This window comes from Sphingomonas sp. Y38-1Y (assembly GCF_032391395.1).
In the GTDB taxonomy this organism is placed as follows: Bacteria; Pseudomonadota; Alphaproteobacteria; order Sphingomonadales; family Sphingomonadaceae; genus Sphingomonas.
Genome location: NZ_CP135916.1, coordinates 2,925,718 through 2,950,141, shown reverse-complemented (window position 1 = coordinate 2,950,141; position 24,424 = coordinate 2,925,718). Strand labels below are relative to the sequence as shown.

General features: G+C 63.6%; 23 protein-coding genes. 6 read left to right on the top strand and 17 right to left on the bottom strand.

The genetic code is table 11. The features are described 5' to 3' along the window. Nucleotides 1-466: 466 nt before the first annotated feature. Nucleotides 467-1,012 carry a hypothetical protein gene (locus RS883_RS13995; protein ID WP_315760797.1) on the top strand — a complete coding sequence of 182 codons (546 nt, stop codon included), beginning with the start codon at nt 467-469 and terminating at the stop codon, nt 1,010-1,012. Here RS883_RS13995 and RS883_RS13990 read toward each other — a convergent pair. The 3 genes from RS883_RS13990 to RS883_RS13980 form a co-directional block, all read right to left on the bottom strand. Further along, nucleotides 999-1,700, bottom strand: a complete 702-nt coding sequence (locus RS883_RS13990; RefSeq protein ID WP_315760796.1) for an anti-sigma factor — start codon at nt 1,698-1,700, stop codon at nt 999-1,001. The two genes, RS883_RS13995 and RS883_RS13990, sit on opposite strands and share 14 nt — an antisense overlap. Next, entirely contained in the window at nt 1,693-2,178 is a 486-nt protein-coding gene (locus RS883_RS13985) for a sigma-70 family RNA polymerase sigma factor (RefSeq protein ID WP_315760795.1), read from the bottom strand. The genes RS883_RS13990 and RS883_RS13985 overlap by 8 nt, the downstream gene beginning before the upstream one ends. 89 nt (nt 2,179-2,267) lie before the next feature. Then, the gene (locus tag RS883_RS13980; RefSeq protein WP_315760794.1) at nt 2,268-2,993 is read right to left on the bottom strand and encodes a Crp/Fnr family transcriptional regulator; all 726 of its coding nucleotides are present in this window, start codon (nt 2,991-2,993) and stop codon (nt 2,268-2,270) included. 154 nt (nt 2,994-3,147) lie between these two features. Between RS883_RS13980 and RS883_RS13975 the strand changes: the two genes are divergently transcribed. The 3 genes from RS883_RS13975 to RS883_RS13965 are packed head-to-tail and all read left to right on the top strand — an operon-like array spanning nt 3,148 to nt 6,006. After that, complete coding sequence (locus tag RS883_RS13975) at nt 3,148-4,113, top strand: ferritin-like domain-containing protein (protein WP_315760793.1); 966 nt, start codon at nt 3,148-3,150, stop codon at nt 4,111-4,113. A gap of 32 nt (nt 4,114-4,145) precedes the next feature. After that, nucleotides 4,146-5,138 (top strand): ferritin-like domain-containing protein, encoded by a 993-nt coding sequence (locus tag RS883_RS13970; RefSeq protein WP_315760792.1) that lies wholly within the window; start codon nt 4,146-4,148, stop codon nt 5,136-5,138. A 31-nt stretch (nt 5,139-5,169) separates the two neighbouring features. Continuing rightward, nucleotides 5,170-6,006, top strand: coding sequence for an outer membrane protein (locus RS883_RS13965; protein WP_315760791.1), 837 nt, complete (start codon nt 5,170-5,172; stop codon nt 6,004-6,006). Nucleotides 6,007-6,583: 577 nt separating this feature from the next. On the opposite strand, the gene RS883_RS13960 is transcribed toward RS883_RS13965, so the two are convergent. The 6 genes from RS883_RS13960 to RS883_RS13935 all read right to left on the bottom strand — a co-directional run bounded on the left by RS883_RS13960 (nt 6,584) and on the right by RS883_RS13935 (nt 12,702). Beyond that, complete coding sequence (locus tag RS883_RS13960) at nt 6,584-7,108, bottom strand: MucR family transcriptional regulator (RefSeq protein WP_409977351.1); 525 nt, start codon at nt 7,106-7,108, stop codon at nt 6,584-6,586. Between the two features lie 365 nt (nt 7,109-7,473). Further along, complete coding sequence (locus RS883_RS13955; protein WP_315760790.1) at nt 7,474-8,076, bottom strand: DUF1772 domain-containing protein; 603 nt, start codon at nt 8,074-8,076, stop codon at nt 7,474-7,476. 260 nt (nt 8,077-8,336) lie between these two features. Further along, nucleotides 8,337-9,623, bottom strand: coding sequence for an MFS transporter (locus tag RS883_RS13950; protein WP_315760789.1), 1,287 nt, complete (start codon nt 9,621-9,623; stop codon nt 8,337-8,339). Nucleotides 9,624-9,628: 5 nt separating this feature from the next. Further along, a complete protein-coding gene (locus RS883_RS13945) occupies nt 9,629-9,949 on the bottom strand; it encodes a hypothetical protein (RefSeq protein WP_315760788.1) in 321 nt (106 codons plus the stop codon). A gap of 171 nt (nt 9,950-10,120) precedes the next feature. Further along, nucleotides 10,121-10,558, bottom strand: coding sequence for an antibiotic biosynthesis monooxygenase (locus tag RS883_RS13940; protein ID WP_315760787.1), 438 nt, complete (start codon nt 10,556-10,558; stop codon nt 10,121-10,123). A gap of 236 nt (nt 10,559-10,794) precedes the next feature. Further along, nucleotides 10,795-12,702 carry a PAS domain-containing protein gene (locus RS883_RS13935; RefSeq protein WP_315760786.1) on the bottom strand — a complete coding sequence of 636 codons (1,908 nt, stop codon included), beginning with the start codon at nt 12,700-12,702 and terminating at the stop codon, nt 10,795-10,797. On the opposite strand from RS883_RS13935, the gene RS883_RS13930 reads away from it, so the two are divergent. Beyond that, complete coding sequence (locus tag RS883_RS13930) at nt 12,598-12,831, top strand: OST-HTH/LOTUS domain-containing protein (RefSeq protein WP_315760785.1); 234 nt, start codon at nt 12,598-12,600, stop codon at nt 12,829-12,831. The two genes, RS883_RS13935 and RS883_RS13930, sit on opposite strands and share 105 nt — an antisense overlap. 4 nt (nt 12,832-12,835) lie before the next feature. On the opposite strand, the gene RS883_RS13925 is transcribed toward RS883_RS13930, so the two are convergent. The 8 genes from RS883_RS13925 to RS883_RS13890 all read right to left on the bottom strand — a co-directional run bounded on the left by RS883_RS13925 (nt 12,836) and on the right by RS883_RS13890 (nt 22,017). Next, complete coding sequence (locus RS883_RS13925) at nt 12,836-13,399, bottom strand: hypothetical protein (RefSeq protein WP_315760784.1); 564 nt, start codon at nt 13,397-13,399, stop codon at nt 12,836-12,838. A 5-nt stretch (nt 13,400-13,404) separates the two neighbouring features. Then, nucleotides 13,405-15,006: a glycoside hydrolase family 9 protein gene (locus tag RS883_RS13920; protein ID WP_315760783.1), complete on the bottom strand. Its 1,602-nt coding sequence runs from the start codon at nt 15,004-15,006 to the stop codon at nt 13,405-13,407. Between the two features lie 340 nt (nt 15,007-15,346). After that, a complete protein-coding gene (locus tag RS883_RS13915) occupies nt 15,347-15,628 on the bottom strand; it encodes a DUF427 domain-containing protein (protein ID WP_315760782.1) in 282 nt (93 codons plus the stop codon). A gap of 61 nt (nt 15,629-15,689) precedes the next feature. Next, a complete protein-coding gene (locus RS883_RS13910; RefSeq protein ID WP_315760781.1) occupies nt 15,690-16,592 on the bottom strand; it encodes an alpha/beta hydrolase in 903 nt (300 codons plus the stop codon). 394 nt (nt 16,593-16,986) lie between these two features. Then, the gene (locus RS883_RS13905) at nt 16,987-18,054 is read right to left on the bottom strand and encodes a glycosyltransferase (RefSeq protein WP_315760780.1); all 1,068 of its coding nucleotides are present in this window, start codon (nt 18,052-18,054) and stop codon (nt 16,987-16,989) included. After that, on the bottom strand, nt 18,051-18,977 hold the full coding sequence (locus RS883_RS13900) for a glycosyltransferase (protein WP_315760779.1): 927 nt from the start codon (nt 18,975-18,977) through the stop codon (nt 18,051-18,053). Before RS883_RS13900 ends, RS883_RS13905 begins: the two co-directional genes overlap by 4 nt. Beyond that, nucleotides 18,974-20,116, bottom strand: coding sequence for a glycosyltransferase (locus tag RS883_RS13895; RefSeq protein WP_315760778.1), 1,143 nt, complete (start codon nt 20,114-20,116; stop codon nt 18,974-18,976). Before RS883_RS13895 ends, RS883_RS13900 begins: the two co-directional genes overlap by 4 nt. After that, the gene (locus RS883_RS13890; RefSeq protein WP_315760777.1) at nt 20,113-22,017 is read right to left on the bottom strand and encodes an HAD-IIB family hydrolase; all 1,905 of its coding nucleotides are present in this window, start codon (nt 22,015-22,017) and stop codon (nt 20,113-20,115) included. The genes RS883_RS13895 and RS883_RS13890 overlap by 4 nt, the downstream gene beginning before the upstream one ends. A gap of 332 nt (nt 22,018-22,349) precedes the next feature. Here RS883_RS13890 and RS883_RS13885 point away from each other — a divergent pair, with 332 nt between their 5' ends. Further along, nucleotides 22,350-24,422, top strand: coding sequence for a catalase (locus RS883_RS13885; protein WP_315760776.1), 2,073 nt, complete (start codon nt 22,350-22,352; stop codon nt 24,420-24,422). Nucleotides 24,423-24,424 lie beyond the last annotated feature (2 nt).

Below are 24,424 nucleotides of genomic sequence, written 5' to 3'. Positions count from 1 at the left end.
GCCTCTTCATCCACTCGGCCTTGCGGTTGGGGGCAACCTGGCCAGGTCAGAGCAGCCGAGAAGCAAAGGGAGTGAAGCCCGGCAGTCTGTCCGAAATGGAGGTTTTACATTTCGCTCGCGCTTATCCAACCCTTTTTCAGCGTTTTTGCATTCGCGGGTGGCTTTGTCGCAGACGGCGGTTGATCCGGCCCAAACCTACAAGTCGCCCAGTCCGATTGTACTCGGCCTCGTCCCGCAGACACGATGCGCCGCAAGCGCACCGTTGCTGCGCCAATGCAACATAGGTGTATGAAAAAAAGACACTTTCTGATCGATCGATCGGTGATCTCACGAGTTTTAGCGGGTCAGAACTGCAAAATCCGGCAAGGAGCTTGCAGATGAGCGATCGACAGATCGATGCCGGGATAGCGTCATGAGAATGCCGGGGCTGTGCGATCCCGAGCTCTGAGAGATGACAGCATCGGTAGTGCGCCGCGGTCGGTTCGAGCCGATCGAGGATCTCGATGCGGCGGCGCGCGAACGTGGACTGCATATCCTTGTGCTGGAGGCTGCTTTTTCCGGCGGCACCGCGGCGCTGACCAGCGGCGTCGTGCTCAACGCCTTTGCGCTCCATCTCGGCGCATCGGCGGCGATGATCGGATTGCTGGCGAGCATCCCCTTTCTGGCCCAGCTGCTCCAGCTTCCGGCAATCGGACTGGTGGAGCGCTGGCGTGCGCGAAAGAAGATCGCGGTTGTCACCAGCCTGATCGGCCGCGCGATGCTGGCGCTGATGGCGCTCACCGCCTTCTGGGGCGGGGCGATCGCGCTCTGGACGTTCATCGCGGCGCAAGTCGTGCTCGCCGCGTTCGGCGCCGTGGGAAGCTGCGCGTGGAACTCCTGGATCCGCGATCTCGCACTGCCGGGAGGGCGGGGGCTTGGCTCTCGATCGACATGGCACGTGGCCACGCTAACAGCGTCCGTATGTTCCTGCCACGTTAATCTGACAGCGCCCCGGCCCCTCATATCTGCGTGATCTTACCCGTGGCGATCGGCGTCGAACTAGGCGATTGATGGGGCGCGCCGTCACGCACCTCAAGACTCACTGCCAGAGTTGCGCCGTCAACTAGCAGGCTTCTAAGTGACGCAGGCACTTTCACCGTCGTTGTGCCCGCGCCATCGAGTAAGCCGAGCGAACGCGGAACTCCACCAGCCGAAATAATCCAGAGTTCAGGCACAAGATCACTTGTTGGCAGAGAGACCGCACGGATGCGTAGGTCGCCAAAGCCGGGTGTGTAATTCGCCGCGAGCAGCGCTCCTTGGGTGCCGGCTAGTTGAGCGACCGTAATCGTTGAAGGCGCTCGCGAAACCTCTCGCACGATCGTGATTGGTTCTGGCTTCGCCATAAAGAAGGCGGTTGCGAAGCCAGCAGCGACGGCGCTGCTGCCGATCGCGGTCCATCGCCAGCGACGAAGACGTTCGCTCCCCGAGGCAACGCCGGATCCAAGTCGCGCTTCGATCTTGGGCCAAACGTTGGGCGCAGGCCGCTCATCAAACTCAGCGTACATGGGATCGAGCCGACCCCGCCACGCATCAACGGCTTGCGCGAACGCTGGGTTGGAGAGTGACAATCGCAACGCACGTGCGCGTTCGTCGCCCGTCAAAAGGCCGAGCGTGAGATCGGCCGCTAATCCGTCAAGATCAGGGTCAATCGTATCAGCCATGTCCAAGACAGTCCTTTAATTGAGCGAGGCCGCGACGCACCCAGCTTTTCATTGTACCCAAAGGAACGTTCTTCGAGATCGCAAGCTCGGCATATGTCAGACCGCCGAAGAAGGCGGACCGAATTGCCTCGCGCTGCTTCGCGCCGAGCGTTTCCATGCAATGGAAGATGCGCGCACGCTCCTGCTGGTCGCTCAACGCCTGTTCCACATCCATGCGGTCGTCAGCAAGCGTGGTAATATGATCGTCGCTAACCATTGTAGGGGCCCGGTGCGCTCGTCGCCAATCTATCGCCGAGTTGCGAGCGATGGTGCACATCCAGGTGATGGGACTCGCTCTTGCTGGATCGAAGCTCGCCGCGCGACGCCAGACCTTAAGATAAACCTCCTGAAGAATTTCCTCGGCAGAGTTTGGCTCTTGAGTGACTTGGACGCAGATCCCAAAAAGTTTTGAGTCGGTGAGGCCATAAATTTCACGCATCGCGGCGCGATCACCGCCGCCTACCCTTGTCAGCAACTGTGACAGATGGGTCCGAGCTTGATCCTGAGATCGTTTCAACAGGTCGCCCCTTACGCGCCAGAGATTCCTGACCATGTCCGATCTGCCACGCCATAGGCGATACCGGCATGCGCCTCCAGAAGCGAGCGCGATCGTATAATGATGCGCCCACGGGTGGAGGTGATCAGCCGCTCACCCTCTAGGATGTGCAGCGCATCAGTCACGGTTGCTCGTCGAACAGCGAGTAGGCCTGCGAGCAGGTCATGGGTCAAATGCAATTCAGCATCGTCCACTCGGTCATGCCAGAGCAGCAGCCAGCGGCTTAACCGCACGTCGATAGAATCGCTCATGCTGGAACGGAGCGTCGACGCGAGCTGGCAGGCAAAATGAAAGGCAAAGCCTAAAAGCTGCGCAAATAACTCATGATGCGAACCGCATTCGATGCTGAGCATGCGCTTGTCGATAACCAGAACTGTTCCGCTGGTGACGGCGATCATCTCTTGGCAGAGGGGAGCCGGCAGTCCCGCCAGCAGTCCCCAATTCAACGCTCCGTCCCGACCGACTAGGGCAAACCCCTGTTGCTTGCCGGTTTCGACAGACGCGCGGACGCAGAAGACTGCTGTCTCGGGAAAATAAATGGGCCCCTCGACTCCGTACCCTCCTTCAAGAGTAGTCCCTTGATCAACATGCCGACGAGTGAAATGCTCACGCAGCGAGGCCAACGTCGAACTCGAGATCGAAGCGAGAAGACGATTGCTGGACGATGCCGGCGGCCGTTCATCGGCATTCCAATTCATGCTGGTGCGTTCCTCCGATCGTCTGCGGGACAGACAGCTACGGAAAGGTTCCCGTTTTGGATGCACAGCGTACGGCAGGCGTACGCACGTCATAACGCTCTGAAATCCTGATAGCCTGCCTCAGCATCGTGGCGACCTTCAGGGAGATCCGCTCATGGCTGATACCAGCGACCTTATTGACACATTGGAAGCGCGTTCGCAGCGGCGAACGGACCGCCGTGCCCTCTTCACCGCGTTCGGGACAGCTTCTGCGCTTGCCGGTGGTTTCGCGCTCAGCGCTGGCCTGTCATCCGCTTCGGCGCAGACCTCGACGGTGACGGACGGCGACATCCTGAACTTCGCGCTGAACCTCGAGTATCTTGAGGCGCAGTTCTATCTGTTCGCGGCAACGGGTGCCGGCCTGCCCGGCACCAGCCTGTCGGGCACGGGCACGGCAGGCGCAGCAACGGGCGGGCGCCGCGTTAATTTCACCGACCCCGTCGTCGCACGCTATGCTCAGGAGATCGCGGCCGACGAGCGCGCGCACGTCGACTTCCTGCGGACTGCGATCGGCGCGACTGCGGTGGCGCAGCCCGCAATCGATATCAGCGCCGATCCGAATGGCGCGTTCTCAAGCGCCGCGCGCGCCGCTGGTCTTGTTGGGCCGGGCGTTGCCTTCGACCCTTACGCCAGCGACGAGAATTTTCTGCTCGCCGCGTTCATCTTCGAGGACGTGGGCGTGACTGCGTACAAGGGTGCGTCGCCACTGGTCAGCAACAAGACCTTCCTCGAGGCGGCGGCCGGCATTCTGGCGGTCGAGGCGTACCATGCCGCGATCGTACGCACGACGCTCTATGCCAAGGGCATTGCCACCCCCGCGCTCATCGACGCGACTGAGGCCATCTCGAACGCGCGCGACAGCCTCGATGGGTCGGCCGACCTTGATCAGGGGGTGCGGCCGAGCGGTTCGGGGCTTGCAACCACGAGCAACATCGTACCGCTCGACACCGACGGGTTGGCGTACAGCCGCACCGCGAGCCAGGTCCTCAACATTGTCTACCTCAACCGGGCGGCGGTGACGGGCGGCGGGTTCTTCCCGAACGGCGTCAACGGCATGCTGCGCATGAGCGCGGCGAACTGATCCAGCGAATAGCTCCGACACGGGAGGACGACATGAGCCAGAACGACCAGCTACCCCTCATTCTTGATGCGTGTGCGCATCGCCGCGAAGAGCGTCGGCGTTTCCTGCGCGTCGCTGGCAGTGCAGCGACCGCGGTCGCCGGCGCCGCGGTGCTGAGTGCCTGCGACGGCGGCAGCAAGAACGACTTCGAGCCGATCATCACCCCGACGCCGACGCCGACGCCCGCACCGGTGACCGACGCCGACGTGCTTAACTTCGCGCTGAACCTCGAATATCTCGAGGCGCAGTTCTATTCGTTTGCCGCGTTCGGCACGGGGCTGCCTTCCAATCAGCTGACCGGTACGGGCACTCAGGGCGGCGTCACCGGCGGGAGGCAGGTCAATTTCACAGACCCACTGGTGCGCCAGTATGCGCGCGAGATCGCCAATGACGAGATCGCACACGTCGCGTTCCTGCGTCGCAACCTTGGCGCCAGCGCGGTAGCGCAGCCGGCGATCGACATCGGCACCAACCCGAACGGCGCGTTTTCGTCGGCGGCCCGAGCCGCTGGCCTGATCGGCGCGGGTGCGTCGTTCGATCCCTATTCGACCGACGAGAACTTTCTGCTCGGTGCGTTCATCTTCGAGGATGTGGGCGTCACCGCTTATAAGGGCGCGTCGGTGCTCATCACCAACAAGGGCTTTCTTGAGGCCGCGGCGGGCATCCTGGCGGCGGAGGCTTATCACGCCGGTCTGGTGCGCACCGTTCTGTATCGAAAAGGTGTCGACACTGCTGCGCTGATCGATGCGACCGAGGCGATCTCGAACGCGCGAGACAGCCTCGACGGGCCCAGCGACCTGGATCAGGGCGTGCGACCGATCGGCAATGCTTCGAACATCGTGCCTGCTGACAGCTCGGCCGTGGCGTACAGCCGCTCGGCAGGACAGGTGCTCAACATCGCCTATCTCAACAGGCTTGCGACCGACCGCGGCGGCTTCTTCCCGGCGGGCGTCAACGGCGCCATCCGGCTGAGCGCCGCCAACTAAGCTCAAAGCGGATCAAAGGGGAGTATAAACGATGCGACACCTGATGAGCGCCGCTGCTGTGGCATTGGCCTTCACCGCCGCGCCGGCCATCGCGCAGGACGCAACCAGCGACGACAACTTCAACGGACCCTATGTCGGCGGTTCGTTCGGGATCGGCGTGCAGAGCAACGATGCGGGTGAGTTTCAGCGGTTCGATCGAGGATTTGACGGTTCGTTCGATACCGTCACGACGACAACGGGCGCAGACGCCTTCTCGCCCGGTTTCTGCAACGGCGCAGCAAATGGTCCCCGACCCGTGAACGCGTGCCGCAACGACAAGGACGATATCGCCTATCATGGCCGCATCGGCTGGGACGCGCGGCTTGGCGACTTTGTCGTCGGCATCCTGGGCGAGTTCGGCCGGACCGACGTGGTCGACAGCGTCAGCTCGTTCAGCACAACGCCGGCCTTCTACACGATGACGCGCGAGATTGAATGGGAAGCAAGCATTCGTGGCCGTGTCGGCTACGCGGCGGGCGGCAAAACCTTGTTCTACGCGACAGGTGGTCCGGCTTACGCGCGCATCAAGAATAGCTTCACGACAAGCAATACAGTCAACGCCTTTTCGGATAATGGCCGCAAGCTGTTTTCGAAAGGTGCGGCGTTTGGAGGCGGTGTTGAACAGGCGCTGGGCCGTAATTTCTCCATCGGTCTGGAATATCTCTACACCCGCTATACCGAAGACGATTATCGGGTTCGCGCGACCGCCGGCAATGCAGTTGCGAGCAATCCGTTCGTCCTGAACGGCCAGCCGGGTACCGAATTTAGCCGCAGCGATCCGCGTTTTGACTTCCACACGATGCGGGTGACTGCGGGCTTTCGCTTCTGAAATAATATCATGAAGGACGCCTGAGCGAAGTGTATCTGTCGTCCATAGATATCGAATCCGGGCGAAGCGATAAGCGAGCACGAGCATGATGCCAATTTTTCATCATGCTCGTGCTAGTGATTTTCCGCGTGAGCCGAGGCTATGCCGGTTTAGTCGCGCTATGCATCAGCCTTTGAACATTCGCTTGTACAGCTCTGTCGCCGCAGCTTGTTGAGGCGATCCTTGCAGGGCGTCAGCCGCTCGACCTAGATGCCAAAGCGTTGACGCTGGACCGGTTCAATGAGCCGAGTTGTCAGCGGCAGAGAGCGTGGCTTGCGGCGGCTTAGCGCTCTCGATGATCGTCGCTCCATAGCCTCGGCACGAACGATGATCTTGCACTTGGCGGAGGCGTATTTGGTTCGCGCTCAGACAGGCGCCGGCAGGCTCGGATGAGTGACGCGATGCTGCCGATGATGGCAGCCAAGGCAATCAGAAGCGGGGGATCAAGCATGATCATGTTGCGACTCCTATGCCGCATCATGTACCTATTATGTTCCATGTAGGACAGCGCTGCGGGGTGGCGCGGCGCTCAATGGCATTACTCTGCGGTTTCGGCACGCGCTTTGCGCGTACGCTTCGGCTTGGCGTCCTCAGTTGCCTGCGTCGCCGCTTTGGCTTGGCGTCCCTTTGAGCCCAGGCCGATCTGGTGCGCCATGGCACGACGCGATTCAGAGTAGCTTTGCGCTACCATCGGATAGTCGGGCTTGAGGTTGTAGCGCTCGCGGTACTGCTCGGGCGTCAGGCCGTGACGCGATAGATGGCGGCGAAGCGTCTTGTACGGCTTGCCGTCAATCATCGAGAGGATGTGATCCGGCGACCCCAGCGACTTACGCACCGAGACTGCGGGCACATGCTCTTCCGAGCCCGATACCTGATCGCCAGAGGTGCCGTCTGGCAACGCCGCTCCTGACAGTTCGCTGATCGTCGTGTGCATCTGGCGCAAGAACGAGGGCACGTCCTCGGCCGCTACCCGGTGATTCTGATTGCCCAGCCAAGCGATCGTCAGCTCGGTCGCGAGCTCGACTGCGTTCAGCGTAACTTCTTCTGCCATGTGGCGCTTCATTAAGCCCTATTGTCTGCTTCCTAGAAGCAACATTTGCGCGTCGTGCAACACCCAGATCAATGATCTCACGATCGTGATCCGCAAACTTTTAGCGAATGAGCATGGCGCCCGTCAGCTGTTGCTAGAGCTATTGAATGTGCCGCTGGTCAGCGGATTGGCTGCTTTCGAAACGGCTCTCGGCCGGCTCCAGCGTCCATTACCGATTGACCTTTACGGACTTAGACGGCCTCCGCCACGCAGAGCCAAGGGCTCGACGCTCAGCTCACATGAACGAACGTCCGGATCGAAGAAGCCGCCTTGCCCTGCAGAACGTCCAGTTGTGGGTCCAAGCCGCAAACTGTCGTGCGTCACACCCCCATTTGCAGTCACAGGTTCAACACGAACCATACGATGAAGGCCGCTACTCCAAGAAGCGTGAGCGCGAGCGCACCGCGGACGAGGGGCGGGTCTCTAGGAGCAGCAACCTGAGGCCAAGGTAAGGTGAGCGCCTTAAGGGGAGCGACGAACGCGGCCGTCGCGCCCACTACCCGGAGCCAGTCCAGCGCCACCCAACGTTGCGCCATGGCGACCGATTGCGCGTCCGTGATGGTGTCTTTGGTGGAGCCGATGCCGTGATAATAGAGCGCAGCGTTCATCGGCCAGAACGCGACCACTGTCAGAATGAGCAGAAGCAAGATGCCGATCGAGGGGAGGCAAAGCAGCCACCGATAGCGCCACGGGGTTCGCCAGCCGGCAATGAGCGCCCCGAACCCAGCAATCAGCATGCCCGCCGAGAACGGAACGAAGAACAGGCCGGTATCAACTGGCCAAGCCTTGCCGTACGGCATCATCGCGAGCGAAGCCGGCGGATGGGCGCTCCATGCTCCAGCAAGAACGAGAAGATCGAATAGCTTGGCGCCGAGCAGAGGCCCTCCGGCCAGCACGGCAAGCCAGAGGAACGCTCGGGTGATGCCTTCTCTGCTCGCCACATCGCCCCCGACAGACTCTCGCGTTGAGACCACTTACTTCGGATCATCTCCCGAAAGCTACATAGCAGCAAGTCACCGGGCGATGCTGTCGAATAGGCCTGACGGGGTGCGCACAGCTGCTGTACCGCTCAGCTGAACAGACGGCAGAAGCTAGGGAGCGCATAGGCCGCTCTGAACGGCGGCTTCTGGGTCACAACGCTGCCCTCATGGCTGTAGAACAGCCATGGCTGGCTGCATGAAGGGCGCGCGGCAGCCGCGCGCTACCGACGGTCGGTGGCTTGCCTCTCCCGGCGCGACAGCAACAAGCCGGCCCCACTGAGCACCGCGGCACTGGCGAGGTAGACGCCGACCGGGGGCAGGCCACCGCGCTCCGCCATGACCTGGGCAAAAGCCGGGGTTAGTCCACCGCCGATCACGCCGCCGAGGTTGAACGCCAGCGACGAGCCCGTGTAGCGTACGCGCGCCGGAAATAGGCTCGGCAGCCAAGCCCCGAGCGGACCATAGACGAACCCCATGGCGAGCAGCGCGATCGCCATGAACGCGAACACGCCCGTCATGGAGCCGCTTCCGAGCAGCGAGGGCAGCAACGCGCCGACAACCATCGTCGCGACACATCCGCCGAGCAGCACCCGTCGTTCGCCAACCCTATCCGCGAGCCAGCCTGCGGCAATGATGCCGGCGGCCATGAACAGGATCGTGCCAAGCTGCGCTTGCAGGAACGGCTGACGATCATAGCCTAGCGTGGTGGTGCCGTAGCCAAGCGCGAAGGCGGTCGCGATGTAGTAAAGTGCAAAGCATGCGATGACGCCCAGCGTGCCGGCGATCGCAGCCCCGCCATGCTGATTCAGCACCAGCATCACCGGCACCCGCGCGGGCTGCTCGTTACGCAGGGCGGCCGTAAAGGCCTTCGTTTCGGTAAGCCTCAACCTGACCCACATTCCCAGCCCGACCAAGAGGGCGCTCGCCAGGAACGGAATCCGCCAGCCCCAGTCGCGGAACTGGTCGGGGCTGAGCGTCCATCCGAGGATCAGGAAGAAGCCGTTGGCGGCGATGAACCCCAGCGGCGCGCCGAGCTGCGGCACCATGCCGAAGCGGGCACGCCAGCCGGGCGGCGCGTTCTCCACCGCCAGCAGCGCCGCACCGCTCCACTCGCCACCCAGCCCCAATCCCTGGCCAAACCGCAACAGGCAGAGCAGCGCCGGCGCAATCCAGCCCACCATTGCATAGGTGGGCAGGAACGCGATCGCGGCCGTCGACCCGCCCATCAGCAGCAGCGAGGCGACCAGCGTCGATTTGCGTCCGATCCTATCCCCGAAATGCCCGAACAGCACGCCGCCCAGAGGTCGGGCCAAAAAGGCCAGCCCAAAACTCGCATAGGAGGACAGGAGCTGCGCCGAAGCCGAACTGGCCGGGAAGAACAGCGGCCCGAACACGAGGCTGGCTGCGGTCGCGTAGATGTAGAAGTCGTAGAACTCGACGGAGGTGCCGACGAGGCTGGCGAGCAGAATCCGAACGGTGTTGCGGCGATCGGCGACGGTCTGCGACATAGAGCTCAGTCCGCCGCGATGATGGGATGGGTGAGCCGCACTTCGTCAAGCAGCTGCTCGACCGCGCCGATCTCGCGAGCGGCTCCCGACGGGTCGACCGACCAGTTGCAATGCGGATGAGTAGCGGCGTCGTGAAGCCGGACCGAACCGACCACGAGGCGCCAGTGCCGCAGCGAGCCCCCTGACCGTTTTGCAAGGGTGCTAACCAGCAGATCCTGAACTTCGCTTGCCGTCATCGTCCGGCTGATTGCCGCAACAGGCCGGATGCGCAAGAGCGCTTCGGTGAGCCTGTCGTCGTCGAGGATGTCGAACGCTGAAGCGAGCACACCGTTCGCCTAAGGTTCGGAGCAAGCTGAACGGATGTCCGGGTCCGAGAAGCCGAACCGCGGCGCTGGATGGTCGGGATTGGGTCATGCGTCGCCTAGGCCGACCGGCGCTGCCCCAATCAGGAGTACAATTCTTGATGCCGAGCAACACCTGTCCTCCCGGTAGCCTCGTTAGGCCCCTGTGATCGGCTTGATCGGAACAGCTCCAGTAGTTCTGGGCGGATTGTAAGCGAGGTCGCGATGGCTCGGGCTCGGATTCCGGACCTTGGACGGTCGACCTTCCTTTCTCATGCGGCGGTCCGCTTCCGCCCAATCCGGCACGATCAAATTGTCCTGTGTCCAGTGAACGACGCTGGCTTCGTCGCACCAGTTGAGCAGTTTTGGCATCGCCCTCAAATGCGCTCCGCTGGTCATGTAGGCTCGCATAGCGCTTTGGTCGCGCCAGACGGTCATGGTCCAGAATGTTCGCCGGCGGTCAGCGAGCAGCGAGCCGCCGAGGAAACCGCTCGCCCGCTTTGTCTGCTGCCCTGTTCGAAGCGTCTGGACAACGAATTGCGGCATGAACCGAAGCGAGCGAATGCGCAGTCGGGTAATGCTGACGAATGCCATCGCTCTACATCGGTCGAAACACTGCTTCACTCAAGGGAGCACGCGGCGATGAACGGGCGTCCGCTTTTGGATGGCGATCAAAAGCAGCAGAGTGACCGGATATGGGTCTTAGAGTAAGCGCACGGTTGATCAATCGCCGCTCGCCGCTCGCCGCTCGCCGCTCGCCGCTCGCGCTCTGCGATTCGGCCGCAGAAATAAGATCGGCTCTAGCCACGTGGTGATCAGCCGCTCGCCATTTAATCATTCGTGGGAATGACGCCTGCAGCTAGGGCAACTTGGAGAAGCTCCGTCAGGCTGCTGGCGTTCAGCCGGCTCATCACCTGCGAGCGGTGCAGCTCAACCGTCCGCGGGCTGATGCCGAGCTTTTGACCGATCGTCTTGTTCGTTCCGCCATTCACAAGGCCCACTAACACCTCGCGCTCGCGCGTCGTCAGTCGGGCGATCCGGGCGCTTGCGGTTTCGTCGCGTGTCGTCGCACGCGCCGAACCCTGGCATTCCGCGATGGCGCTGGCGAGGCCTTCGCGTGTCGAGGCGTCGTCTCCCGCGATGATGTAGTCGGCGGCGCCGGCCTTCATCGCCGCGACGCCGCGCATCGTATCCGCCCCCGCGGCATCGATTGCGAGCGCCGGGATCGCGATCGATCGTGCTTTCAACTCGCGAGGAATCGACAGCCCCTCATGCCGATCCGTACGGAGATCGACCAGCACGCAACCCGGCCACAGCACGAGCGCGATGTCGAGGAAGTCGGACGCGCTTGCGAACGTCCGAACGCGATAGCCGAGCGCACGGACCAGCGCGCTCAGCCTGCGCGCGCCCGCCGCCTTGCCGCTGACGATATAGACTTGGCGGACGTCCTCGGGCGTCAGGTCCTCGACGATCCCGCCAATGCGCGTGACTCGGCCAGTATCATCCAGAATAGGAAAGCTGGTGTCGCGCAGCCAGCGGATGCCGCCGTCGCGCGGCCGGACGATCCGATAGTCGAACTGGGTCACGTCGCCGGCCTCGACTGCGGTCAGCGCGTGCTCGACCTGGAGCCGGTCGTCAGGATGCACGACCTTCAACCAGTCGACAACTCGGCTCGGCGCCTCGTCTAAGGGAATGCCCCAAATCCGCTCAAACGCGGCGCTGCGATAGACGATCGTTTCGGCTGCCGGGTCTCCAATCCAGATCAGGTTGCTGCTGTGTTCGGCGAAGCTGCGGAATTGCGCCTCGCTGGCGCGGATGGCGGCTTCAGCCTGACGCCTCTCGGTCACATCGATTGCCGCACCAATGAATCGAACGGGGCGACCATCTGCGAAACTGGTACGGCCGGACGTCGCAATTTGACGAGTGAGGCCGTCCTCGCGCCCGATCACGCGATACTCGACCTGGTAGCTGCCGTCGCCCACCGGATCGACACAGCGCGCGATCGCGTCGCGGACCTGCTGGCGATCGTCGGGATGGATGCCTGCTTCGAACACCGCCATGTCCGCCGGGGTGTCGGCATCAAGCCCCGACATCGCGCGGAGCCGGTCGTCCCAATCGAGCGCGCCGCTGACCGGATTCCACGCATAGATGCCGATGCCGACCAGCTCGGTGGCCGCGCGAAGCCGCGCCTCGCTGGTGCGCATCGCATCCTCGTACGCCCGCCGTTCGCTGGTGTCGCGCGAGACGCCCACGACGAGCTCAACCGTGCCATTCCCGTCGCGCATCGGCCCCCAAAGATAGGAGAAGAACGCAGCGTGTCCGCTCGGCGTTTCGTAGAACACCTCATTCTCGACCGTCACGCCATCGGCGAAGATGCGGTCGAGTTGGCCGTTGAGCATCGCAGCAAGATCTGCCGGATACGGTTTCGGCGAGCGCAAGACGCCAAATCCCTTCGTCAACGCATGCACGACGTTTTTGTATCTCGACCGGCTCGGGGAAGAGGACAATCCCGTCGGCAAGGCCGAGGCCACGCCGCCGCCCGTGTCGCCGTCGAGGGCAAAGCCAGCCCGGGCCGACGCGAGCGAGCCGCGCCCCCGAAATCGCTCAGTCAGGATGCGAAGCTCGTCGCAGTCTTGCGGGGCGCCGTTCAGGCAACTGCGGGCGAGGATGGCTGGGCGCCACTTGGTGCGGCGGGAAGCGCCGTCAAACGGCAGGCGCCGATCGATCCCAGAAATCAAGGCGCGCGAAACTTCTCCAAGCTCTTCGAAGCGGTCGGCCTGTTCGATATCGTGAGAGCGGAGGAGAACGGCCAGAGTTACGTCGCGGATCGACGAAATAAGGAGCGAACCCCCTTACCGCGATTTTGAAAAGTCACGGACCCTGTTCGTTTCTGCAGCGAAACAACGGGGCGTGCAAATCAGCCAAATATCGCGGACGATCTCGATCATCTCTACACCAGGCGCGGCCAAGTCGCCGTTCAGACGGACAACCGCCCCCTTCGCCTACATAGGCGTCCAGTCGTTCGCCGCGATGCCCCGCGTCCGCCCGGTAACGAACGACCTTGTGCGGCCCGTCGCCCCAAGGGAGGCCGGTGACCTCCAGCGCATACCCGGCATGCCCGGCGCTCGCGGCGTCCACCCGTCGCGGCGGGACCTTAAGGGACATATCCGTCCGTAGCGAGCCGATCGGCACCTGGAACTCGAAGACGTCGCGATTCCGCGCGACCAGATAGGGCGCGGGGATCGCATAGTTGGCGATGAGGATGCGGACGATTTCACGATCGGCGGTGCGGCTGGCAAGCACCGCGAACCCGTTCTCGTCGCCGCCCATGACTGCCAGGCGTTCCGTCGCGGCCAGCGTCTGACCGACGAGGCGGAAGGCGCCCGTTCTTGCGTTCTCACCGCCATCCGCTTCGAAGATCCCGGCCGGCTGCATCTTGATCAGAGCCCGAGCAGCCCGGCTGCGAGGAGTAGAGACGCGTTTTCGCTCGTCTGCCCCTCGTTGGACGCCCATGAGCCATTCGCCTCGCAGGCGTCCACGAAGCATCGCGCAGGAGGCGTCCCCGCCTCAATGACGGCCTTGAGGAGCGGGTCAGCGCCGTCAGCGAACCGATTGGCTCCGCCGCTTGCCCAGCCCGGCATAACAATCCCCCACACGCGGCAGGCCCAGTGGTATGGTCGTTGCACGCAGCGGTTGCCGTGGCTGGTCACGAAGCTGAGGTCGAGCGCGTTGCAGCCCAGAACGTAATCCAGCAGTCGCTCCGCTGCTCGGCGCGGCCGTTCGTGCACATCTATCTCAGCGGCGAAGAGACAAAGCACGGCGGCGTTAAGCGCGGCTTCGGTTGACCCCCAATGATAATCGTCCGGATTGGTCGAGAAGCCATAAGGGTCTGCTTCAACTCTATTCGCGATCGCTGAAGCCGAGCCCAGAATCGCATCGCGGGCCGCCGATACGGCTGCACTTCCGCTGCGGGCGAGGCTCATCGCGCCTAGCACCTGTGGCGCTAGCCAAGAGAGCGGCGGCGCCCGGACGGCCGCCAGGGCTGCCACCGCTCGCCTTGCGAGCGTCGCTTCACCGGTTGCCGCCGCCATCGCGCAGGTCGCCCAAGCAATCTCCTGCGACGAATCAGTATCAAGGTAGTTGACGTCCTTCCCCGTCACGCCGGGGTGTGTTTCCAGCCAGCGCCATGAGCTAAGCGCCGCTCTCCGGCATCTCGCAGCGAAAGCGCGGTCGTAAGCGGCAAATACGCGCTCTGCCTGGAGCATGACACCGATGAAATTACCGGCGTCGAGGCTCGTGGCTGGGTAGACCGCCCGCGGGAAAGGGTCATGCTCCGGAGCGCTACCCCAAGCATAGCGCTCGCTAGAGTCGATCTTGTGCAGGACCGAGCCATCGGCATTCTGCATCTTCAATAACCATTCGAGGCCCCAGCGCGCCTGCTGAAGCAGATCGGGAAGCCCAGGGAAGATCGGCGGGACCGCAAGCGATAGCCGGTGTGCAGTCGGCCTCAGCTCGTGGAGCCACATCATCTGGCTAGCGCTGATCGCCGCCATGTGCGTCCACTTTCCGAAGTCGCCCGCATTGTACCAGCCTCCGGTCAGATCGCGTGGCATACCATCGACCGGCAGGGTCGCCTCGCTCGAATGCCCAGCGGCGTGCTGGATCCCGGTAATGGCATCGTCGATGGCCGCATTGGCGCGGATTAAGAAGAAGGCGCGCGCCGCGTCACGCGCCAACGTGGCGTATACCGTTTCGCCGATGAAGAACGGGTGCGAGATTGCTGCACCGACGCGGACGCGGAAGCATCCGGGCGTTCTCAAGGCGGAGAAGTCACCGGTGCGCACATGCTCTCCGGTCGTACGCCTCAGGTCATGTAGCTTTGCGTCCAAACGGCCTTCGAAGACGCGCCGTCCGTCTAGGGTCTCAATGGAAAAAACCGGAAGCTCGACGAGGTCGGTACCGCAGCTGAACACGAAGCGCTTAGGCCGTCCGGGGCGGAAGCCGAGCTGATTGAGTCGCGGATTGCCAGATGTAGTGTTCACGGCCCCGCAAGTGCCCGGCCAGAAACCAACCGTCAGTAGCCCAGCCGTGACCCTGAGCGTTGTTCGACGGGATTGGTCCACTAGCGTCGCTCCTCCTTCGCCACGCCGGAGCATTCGGATCGCCAGCTCCGATGGAGCATCGAAATGTGGCGGAGAACAAGTTCGGACCCTAGAGATGCTCGCGCCTCGTTGGTCAATGAACAAAGTCGGGGCCTCACGCCGCGTCGCGTGGACGTTTCAGGCCAACCTGAACGAAGGTCAAAATCCTGGACGGCAGAATGGGCATCGTGAGTGACCAATCTCGGGTCTTAGCGGGCGCGATTGCGAGGGGTAGTCTCGGCTAGCCTACCGTCACACCCTTCCAAAACGCGATGCGACCTCGGATTTCTTCGGCCGCTGCTTTGGGCTCGGGATAGTACCACGCCGCGTCGGGGTTCTCGGCACCGCCCACGCGCAGGCTGTGGTAGTGAGCCGTCCCCTTCCAGGGGCATATGGTTGTCGTGCTGCTGGGCTGAAGGACAGTCGCGTCGACGCTGTCGGCAGGAAAATAGTGGTTACCTTCGACGATCACGGTATCGTCGCTCCGAGCAAGCAATGAGCCGTTCCAACGGGCTTCGACCACGTACATTCTCCTGATACCGAACCGGATGGTGGCGCATTCTGCCGCCGGTGGCTTCCGCTCGCTATGGTTCATTTTGTCCCGTGTCGACGCTCGTTGCGATGATCCCATGCGTGACGCGGCGGACGAAGGTGGAAACGTCATCGAGCACTGGCGCGCGGCCTCGAAAGGGACGGGCGAGGGCAAGTACGATCCCGACATGGCCCAGCTTGGGATAGGCGCGGCTATCGACCGCCACGCCGCCAGCGCGCAGTCGTGCGGCCAGCGCCTCGCTGTTGCGCGGCAGCACGACGGTATCGGTGGCCCCGTACAGCAGCATCGCGGGTGGGTCGCCCGCCCCGGCAAAGGTCACGGGCTGGGTATCCGCCGGGTCCGGCACCTGTCCGAATGCGGCACGGCTCGCCTCGACATCAAACGGCGCAAAGTCATAAGGTCCCGCAAGCCCGACCAGGCCCTTCACGGCGGCGCGCGTGTTCCCTAGCCAGCGCTGGTCCACGGCCAGCATCGCGGCAATATAGGCGCCGGCCGAATGGCCCATCAGCACGATCGACCTCTTGTCCCCGCAATAGGTGCCAGCGTGCTCGGTCGCCCAGCGAACGGCCGCGGCACCATCCTCGACAAAGGCGGGGTAGCGGACCTTGGGGACCAACCGATAATCCGGTATCACGGTCACGAAGCCACGTGCAGCGAGTGCACGCCCGACGAACGCATAGCCGCGGCGTGTCCCGCTGTTCCAGCTGCCGCCATAGAAGAAGACCACGACCGGCCGCGGCGCGCCGCATTCGCCCTGGGGTGCATATACGTCCAGCCGCTGGCGCGCGTCCGGGCCGTAGGAGAGGTCTCGGGCAACGAGCTCGCCGCCGCGATCCTTCGGCACCAGCCGATTGAAGGTCGTGAGCGGCGAGCACGCCCCGATCAGCGACCCGAGCAGGATCGCAAGGGCTGGGCGCGCACGTCGAAGCATCATCGTGGCCGCAACGCATACCAACGGCGATGGTAGCCGGCAACGACTGCGGCGTCAGCCGTTTCCCGTTCGATCGCGGACGTCGTCTCCGGCGGATGAACAAAATGGCAGAAGACGGTAAAGCGAATGCGAGCGCGGACTGTCCGGTCGTGGGTCTTGGCGGCAAATATCTATGGTGATCCCAGCGATATGGAAGGCACTTGTGTTTATCGTCCCCTATGACTCCAGACGAGTATGAGCCCAGCGATCAGCAAAAGAACAAGAGCTATCGCGAAAAGCCGATGGTCAATCGGCCATGCCAAGCGCGGCTGTAAATCGTTAGATGCGCCAAGCGCATCTGTTCCGCTCGCTTAGATTACAGGGCGGCTTTGATTTAGTAGTTCAACGTTCCGGCAGGCTATGTATTCCGGCTGTTCGTGCTCGCGGCGCGGTACAGCGCCTCACAGCCATTGAGCCAGATGTCGTGGGTGAAGCAACGCCGGACCCGGTCATGCGGCACATGCCTCGGGATCGCCAAAGCGCCGACGATCGACTTCGCCAACGCCTGAACGTCATTTGGCGCGGCCATTACCCCGCCGTCCCCCACAACCTCCGACGCTGCACCCATGTCGAAGGCAGCCACGGGGAGGCCGCACGCCATGGCTTCGATCGCGACGAGGCCAAAGGGCTCGTCCCAGCACGGCGTGAAGACGAACACCGATGCGCGGCCAAGCTCCGCTGCGAGCGCCGCGCCGTTCAGGTGCCCACCATAGCGGATGGATGAGCCAAGGCGCGGGCGGACTTCGGCAGCGAAATAGTCGGTATCCTCGATCGCGCCGAACAACGTCAGCGGTATGCCGGCCAGCCTGGCGGCATCGATGGCCAGATGCGGTCCCTTGTTTGGCGCGAGCCGTCCGCACCAGACCGCTTCACCGTTCCCGTTTGCAACGAACGGCCAGCGTGAGGGGTCGATACCGTTGTGCAGGACCGATGCTTCCGGCGGGGCGCCGCTCGGCCACCAGGCATCCAGCTGTCGCCGCGACGTGACGGTCAAGCGGTGCCCCGGGGTGGCACTTGCGTTCACGAACCAGTGCAGCGCGTCATAGGGCGGCACGTGGAGCGACGTGACGGTCGGCACCTTTGCGGTTCGTCGGGGCTCGAGCGGGAAGCGATGCAGGCTGTTGTTGTGAACGACCTCGAAGCCGCCCCGTTCAATGCGGTCGCACGCGGCGCCATATGCTGCGTCGAGATACCCCGTCAGTACCGCCGATCCACGATAGACATGCCACGGAAAGGCACGCTCGTAATGCTCTTGTACCACCGGATCGATCGTGAACGCGGCATCGCTGTCGCCCGACGCGAACAGCACCACCTCATGCCCGCGATCGGCGAGCCCGCGCACGAGATGCCAGCAGTGCGATTCCATGCCGCCCGCGAACGGCTCGGCGATCGGCTGGCGCAGGTGCGCGAGAATGGCGATCCTCACGCCGCGACCGACACCTGCGTCGCGTTCGCCTCCGCCTCAAGCATGCGCAGGACGCGGGCCGAGTTGGCATAGGGCATGTGGCTCTGCTGACCGGTCAGTGCGAGGTCGGCCTCGTTCGGGCGGCGCAGGATGCGGATCGGCATACCCGGCGTGTCGTCGACCAGCCCCATCAGGCGAAAGGCGTGCAGCCAGTGCCCCATTGTCCGATATCCCCATTTTGTCTCGAACAGCTCTGCATTGCGGACGACGCTGTCGAGGTGATGGACGGGCGGCATGTGGTGTGGATGATATTGATGATAGGCGAGCGCGCCCTTGATCCAGGCGATCGGCACGCCCGCCAGGCTCAGCATCTTCCCGAAATCGGTGTCCTCGCCGCCATAGCCGGCATAGCGCTCGTCGAAGCCCCCGCTACCCAGGAACGTCGCTCTGCGCATCGCGAAACTGAGCGACCAGAAGCAGCGATAATCGGGGCAGATCTCGATCCCGTGCGGGGGCGGGCCGCGCCGGTCCGAATGCCGCTCAGCCACCGCGGCGAAACCGTCATACGTCCAATCGCCCGCCGTCGCACCGCCGGGCAGGTACATGACCTCGCCCATGATGAGACCGTCTAGCGCCTCGAGCCCGCTGGCGTAATCGGCGACGAGGTCGGGCGTCGGGATGCAATCCATGTCGAGGAAGATCACGCTCTCGCCGCAGGCCTTTGCCGCGGCGGCGTTGCGCGCGGCGGCAAGCGGCAGCTCGTCGGCCACGATGCGGATCTGATGGATGGGGAAGGGCGCCTCCGGCAGCAAATAGAGCTCTTCCTGCATCACCGCGATGATCAGTTCGTCGGGCAGGCGCGTCTGGCGGCAAAGACCCCGCACGACGTTGGCGAGGTGGTCGGCGCGGCCACGAGCGAGCGTGACGACTGAAATCATGTTCATGGGATCAGGGCTCCGTCGTCGGTGGTGTTGTGGATCGGTTCAGCGTTCCAGAGCCGATCAGCCAGCGCCTCGAGCCACCGGGCGACGCACTCGGCTGGCGCATCGTCGATCATGACCCGCTGCTTGGCGGGGCAGTGGTTCGCCAGTGTTTCGGCAAGCGCGGCGGTCCAGCCATGTGCGGAGGCCGGCAGATAGGGCCGCACCGTCGCCGCGCCGGCTGCCCCGAGCGCGTCAGCCTTGCGATGCTGCTCGTCGAAATAGCGCCATTCAGGGACTGCCAGCCAGGGGCGCCCGGCGGCGAGGATCTGCTGGCAGGTCGTGTTGCCGGTAGAGGCGACGATTAGGTCAGCGGCGGCGATATGGTCGGCGGCTTCCTCGACCCAGCCGCGATGCTCGACATTGGCAGGCTCGGTGGCGTGCCAATCGCGCTGGACGTTGCCGATCGTGATCCATCGTGCACCCGGCCGCGCGCGGGCACCGACCCCGATCGGCGCCTGTGCAAAGCCTGAGCCGCCGCCGCCCGACAGGACGAGGATCATCTCCTCGTCCACGCCCACGCCGATCCGTTGGCGCGCGACTTCGCGTTCGGGGACGCGCGTGTCGACGCCGAGCCCGCCGGCGAAGCAGGTCTTGGCGCGCCACGCTTCGGTCCAGTCGGGTTGCGCGAGTGCTGCATGGAACGGCGCGATCAGGCCTGCGGCGCCGTCATAGGCCGCCCGATGACCCGGATCGCTGCGATCGCCATGCTGAAGGATCTTGACGTGCGGAACCGAACAGATGCGGGCAAGCTGCGCAACCTCGGCCGACACGTCGCTGATCATCAGCGCGGGATCGGCGCGGTCGAACCATTCGGTCATGATCGCCATCGCCCGGCGGATGCCGGGCCAGCCGAGCGGCGCACAGTGCAGCGTGTCTGGCGTGGGCACCCAGTCCATCGTGCCCCGCTCCTGTCCCGTCGCCTCGAACAATGAGGGCAGCTTGATGATCTCCACGCTTGGCGGCAGCGCAGGGAAGATGTCGTCGCGCGCGCAGAAGACGGTCAGCGGCCGCGTTTCGGGAAGCGCATGCGCGATCGCGGCAAGGCGCTCGGCATGACCGCGACCCTGGTGGTGAACGAAATAGCCGATTGGTTGCGTCATGCTACCTTCGCCGTCGGCAGAACAGCCAGGCCCAACCGCGCCAGCCCCTCGATCACACCGTCCGCGTTCAAGGCCGCCGCTCGGTAGAGGCCGGCCCGTTCGGGCAAGTCGGCCAGCTCCTCGCTCGCATTTCCGACGATGATCGCATTGCCGCAAGCGGCAAGCATGTCGGCGTCATTGCCGCTGTCCCCCGCGGCGATGCATTCAGCGAGGCTCAACCCCAGGCGTGCGGCGTAGCTGGCAATGGCGTTGGCCTTGCCGCCGGCCGGCGCGATGACGTCGATGAGCCGACCGTGCGAGAAGATCACCTGGGCCGTGACGCCGGCAGATGCCAGTGCGGACCGGATACGCATCGCTTCCGCTTCGTCGCCGAAATAGCTGAGCTTGTGCGGTCCCGCGGTTTGGGGCGGCTGCAAATCGAGCTCGAGATCGCCAAGCGCCGCTTCAACTGCCTTGCGATCCCATTCCCGGTCAAGCGCGGCCGCGAAGTCCGGGCATTCACGCCAATCGCCCTGACCATCAGGCAGCATGAGCCGGGTTCCGACATCGACGATGAAGGCGTCGGGAACCGGCAGCCCCCATTCGGCAAGGATCGCCTGCGCCATCCGTAGGGAGCGTCCGGTCGCGACGACAAAGGGCATAGCCGACGCGCTTCGCCATGCTGCAAAGGACGCCGCTGCGCGGCGATTCCCTGTTAGCGTGTTGTCGATGTCGCACGCGAGCAGGCCGGGTTCCGCAAGATCGGCATAGGCCGATATCGACGCGGCGGCATATCGGCTCCAGTCGTATGCCTTGGCGCCGCGCTTCGCCGCCGCCGCGAACCTGCGGCGCCGTACCGGATCGCCCAGGATTTCGCGCATCGCCGCCGCGATGGCAGGCTCATCGGTCGGGTCGATCAGCAGGCCATGGCCGAGGTTATTGACGATTTCCGCCGCGCCGCCGCGCTTAGTGGAGACCACGGGCACGCCCGCGGCAGCCGCTTCCAAAAGGGTCAGGCCGAACGGCTCATGAAGCGCCGGATTGACGAACAGACCGCCCTTTGACGCTCGATCATAGAGTGCCGCAACGTCCGCAGCCGAGTGGCGCGGCGGCAGCGCGATCCGGCCGCGGAGCTCGGGCGATCCGGCGACCTTGCGCAAGCCAGCCACAATGGCCGCTTCCTCGTCGCTCGCATGATCGTGCTGACCGGCAAGGATGACCAGATTGGCGTTCTCGATCAGTACCGAATCGCTGGCGTATGCACGGATCAGCGCGGCGAGGTTCTTCTTCGCGACCGGTCTCGCGATCGCCAGGATGATCGGCTTGTCCGGGTTTGATAGCCAATTGCCAAGCGCGTCGACGATCGTCGGCTCGCCCGTCAGGCGTTTCGCCGGTGCGCCAGGCGGGATAATGCGCGCGCGGGTGCCCAGAGCAACGCCATAGGCGCCAAGCTGGCGCGATGCCTCTTCCTTCGTCGATACGATGATCGCGGAGGCATGGCGGATCGCGGCACGTTCGCTTTCGATCCGGGCGAAAAGCGATGGGCACTCGAAGCCCTGACGCTGCTTGTCGAGGCCAAGGGCGTGCGGCGTGTAGACGAAGGGAATGCCGAAGCGGCGCTCGACGATTGCTGCAACGGCAGCGGCGTCGGCGAAGTGAGCATGGATGACGTCAGGTCGAAGCTCAAGGTCGGCGATATATGCGCAGAAGCTCTCGATAAAGGCCGGCAACTCAGCTGCGAGTGCTTCCTTCTCCAGATAGCTGGGGTTGGGCGTCGCAATGCGGACGATCGCGGCGTTTGCCGCAATCTTTTCATACAGCTGGGCATATTCGCGGCCAAGTCGATCATCATCGAAGCGTCGGGTGACAAGGGTGACCTGCCGCACGTCTGGATGTCGCGCTTGTGCCAGCGCCGCTTCCACGACGTAGGCAATGTGTCCGCCCGTATCTGCGGTTATACCGAAGTGCACAGGGGGTGCCTTTAGGCAGCCGCCCAGGGCAAGATGGACGATATGCACGCATGCCCCTTTTGCTTTGTAGATCAAGAACGTTGAGCTGCCAGTTGCGATCCACCAAGAAATATTGATCTAGATTAGGCATACTCACGTAGGTTGCGTGCCGCTGATCGTCGACATTTCGCCTGGAGCAGGACGGGCGCATCTTCAGATGATGGGCGAGTGCATTGAAGATGGGACCATCTGCCGGCTGCTTCGTTCGGGACGAGAGCCGCACCGGGGCGGACAAGGGATCTCACATGAGCGACATGAAGACGACTTTGGGCAATGGCGGTGAGCGCCACCAGCAGGCGACTGGCGACGCCGCGGTCCTGACGACAAACCACGGCGTGCCGATCGGCGACAATCAGAACAGCCTGAAGTCGGGCGCACGTGGGCCCACGCTGCTGGAGGATTTCGTCCTTCGCGAGAAGATCTTCCACTTTGATCATGAGCGCATCCCCGAGCGGATCGTTCACGCCCGCGGTTCCGGCGCGCACGGCGTGTTCGAGGCGACGGCGGATATCAGCGATCTGTCGAAGGCGGCGGTGTTCACCAAGGGTGAGCAGACCGAGGTTTTCGTCCGCTTCTCGACGGTTGCCGGCGGCGCTGGATCGGTCGACACGCCGCGCGACGTGCGCGGCTTCGCGGTCAAATTTTATACCAGGGAGGGCAATTGGGACCTGGTCGGCAACAACATTCCGGTCTTCTTCATCCAGGATGCGATCAAGTTTCCTGACCTGGTCCACTCGGTGAAGATGGAGGCCGATCGCGCCTATCCGCAGGCGGGCAGCGCGCACGACACCTTCTGGGACTGGGCAAGCCTGATGCCCGAGACGACGCACATGCTGATGTGGGCGATGTCCGATCGCACGCTGCCGCGCTCCTTCCGGACAATGGAGGGGTTCGGCGTGCATACTTTCAAGCTCGTCAATGCCGAGGGGAAGGCGAGCTTCGTCAAGTTTCACTGGAAGCCGCGGCTGGGCCTTCAGTCCACGATCTGGGACGAGGCGTTGAAGCTCCAGGCCGCAGACAACGACTATCAGCGCCGCGACCTTTGGGAAGCGATCGACACCGGCGCGTTCCCGCAATGGGATCTGGGCATCCAGGTGTTCGACCAAGCCTTTGCCGAGGCGCAGCCCTATGACGTGCTCGACGCGACCAAGCTGATCCCCGAGGATGACGTGCCCGTTCGGATCATCGGCACGCTGACGCTCAACCGAAATCCCGACAATTTCTTCGCCGAGACCGAGCAGGTCGCGTTCCTGCCGACCAATATCGTGCCGGGCATCGACTTCTCGAACGATCCGCTGCTGCAGGGGCGGCTGTTCAGCTACCTCGACACCCAGAATTCGCGACTGGGGACGACCAACTTCCACCAGATCCCGATCAACGCGCCGCGCTGTCCGTTCGGCAATTTCCAGCGCGACGGCAAGATGCAGACCCATGTCCCCAAGGGCCGTGCAAACTACGAACCCAACAGCCTTGCCGCGCATGGCGAGGATGGCGGACCGCGCGAGAGCAAGGAGCGGGGGTTCGCGACCGTGAACGCCGCAACTGGTCCCGATGAAGCGGGCGACAAGCTACGCATCCGTGCCGATCTGTTCGCCGACCATTACAGCCAGGCGCGACTTTTCTATCGCTCGCAGACCGAAAACGAGCAGGCGCATATCGCTTCGTCCTTCGTCTTCGAGCTGTCAAAGGTGGGATTGCTCGACCAGGTGCCGCCGCGAATGGTCGCCAACCTGCGCAACGTCGATGAGGATTTGGCAAAGCGCGTGGCAGACGGTCTCGGCATCGAGCTGCCGGAGAAGGCAGCGGCAGCGCGTGAGCCGGTCGATATGACCCCGTCCGACGCCTTGTCGATCCACAAGAACATGAAGAACTCGCTGGAGGGTCGCAGCGTCGGTATCCTCTACACCGATGGTAGTGATGGTTCGCAGATCGACGCAGTGATCGCCGCCGTCGGGGCCGCGAAGGGCAAGGCGGTACTGGTCGCCCCCAAGGTCGGCGGCGCCACGCTGGCCGACGGGTCGAAGCGCAAGGCCGACGGGCAGCTCGCGGGGTCTCCGAGCCAGATCTTCGATGCGGTCGCAGTGGTGCTTTCGGAGGAGGGCTGTGCGGCGTTGGTAAAGGAAGCCGCCGCAATCCAGTTTGTGATGGACGCGTTTGGCCATCTGAAAGGGATCGGTGCTAGCGATGCGGCCAAGCCCCTCCTCGACAAGGCAGGGATCGAAGTCGATGAAGGCGTGACCGCTCTGGACGACGCCTTCATCGAAGCGGCCAGCAAGCGCTTCTATGATCGCGAGCCTGGTTTGCGCATGTTAGCCTAATC

Bases quoted from the DNA above. Each gene is read 5' to 3' on its own strand.
- RS883_RS13950 (WP_315760789.1), bottom strand. From the start codon at position 9,623: ATGTCGCAGACCGTCGCCGATCGCCGCAACACCGTTCGGATTCTGCTC.
- RS883_RS13960 (WP_409977351.1), bottom strand. From the start codon at position 7,108: ATGAAGCGCCACATGGCAGAAGAAGTTACGCTGAACGCAGTCGAGCTC.
- RS883_RS13980 (WP_315760794.1), bottom strand. From the start codon at position 2,993: ATGAATTGGAATGCCGATGAACGGCCGCCGGCATCGTCCAGCAATCGT.
- RS883_RS13895 (WP_315760778.1), bottom strand. From the start codon at position 20,116: ATGACGCAACCAATCGGCTATTTCGTTCACCACCAGGGTCGCGGTCAT.
- RS883_RS13965 (WP_315760791.1), top strand. From the start codon at position 5,170: ATGCGACACCTGATGAGCGCCGCTGCTGTGGCATTGGCCTTCACCGCC.
- RS883_RS13990 (WP_315760796.1), bottom strand. From the start codon at position 1,700: ATGGCTGATACGATTGACCCTGATCTTGACGGATTAGCGGCCGATCTC.
- RS883_RS13975 (WP_315760793.1), top strand. From the start codon at position 3,148: ATGGCTGATACCAGCGACCTTATTGACACATTGGAAGCGCGTTCGCAG.
- RS883_RS13970 (WP_315760792.1), top strand. From the start codon at position 4,146: ATGAGCCAGAACGACCAGCTACCCCTCATTCTTGATGCGTGTGCGCAT.
- RS883_RS13910 (WP_315760781.1), bottom strand. From the start codon at position 16,592: ATGATGCTTCGACGTGCGCGCCCAGCCCTTGCGATCCTGCTCGGGTCG.
- RS883_RS13940 (WP_315760787.1), bottom strand. From the start codon at position 10,558: ATGGCATTCGTCAGCATTACCCGACTGCGCATTCGCTCGCTTCGGTTC.
- RS883_RS13925 (WP_315760784.1), bottom strand. From the start codon at position 13,399: ATGCAGCCGGCCGGGATCTTCGAAGCGGATGGCGGTGAGAACGCAAGA.
- RS883_RS13900 (WP_315760779.1), bottom strand. From the start codon at position 18,977: ATGAACATGATTTCAGTCGTCACGCTCGCTCGTGGCCGCGCCGACCAC.
- RS883_RS13985 (WP_315760795.1), bottom strand. From the start codon at position 2,178: ATGCGTGAAATTTATGGCCTCACCGACTCAAAACTTTTTGGGATCTGC.
- RS883_RS13885 (WP_315760776.1), top strand. From the start codon at position 22,350: ATGAGCGACATGAAGACGACTTTGGGCAATGGCGGTGAGCGCCACCAG.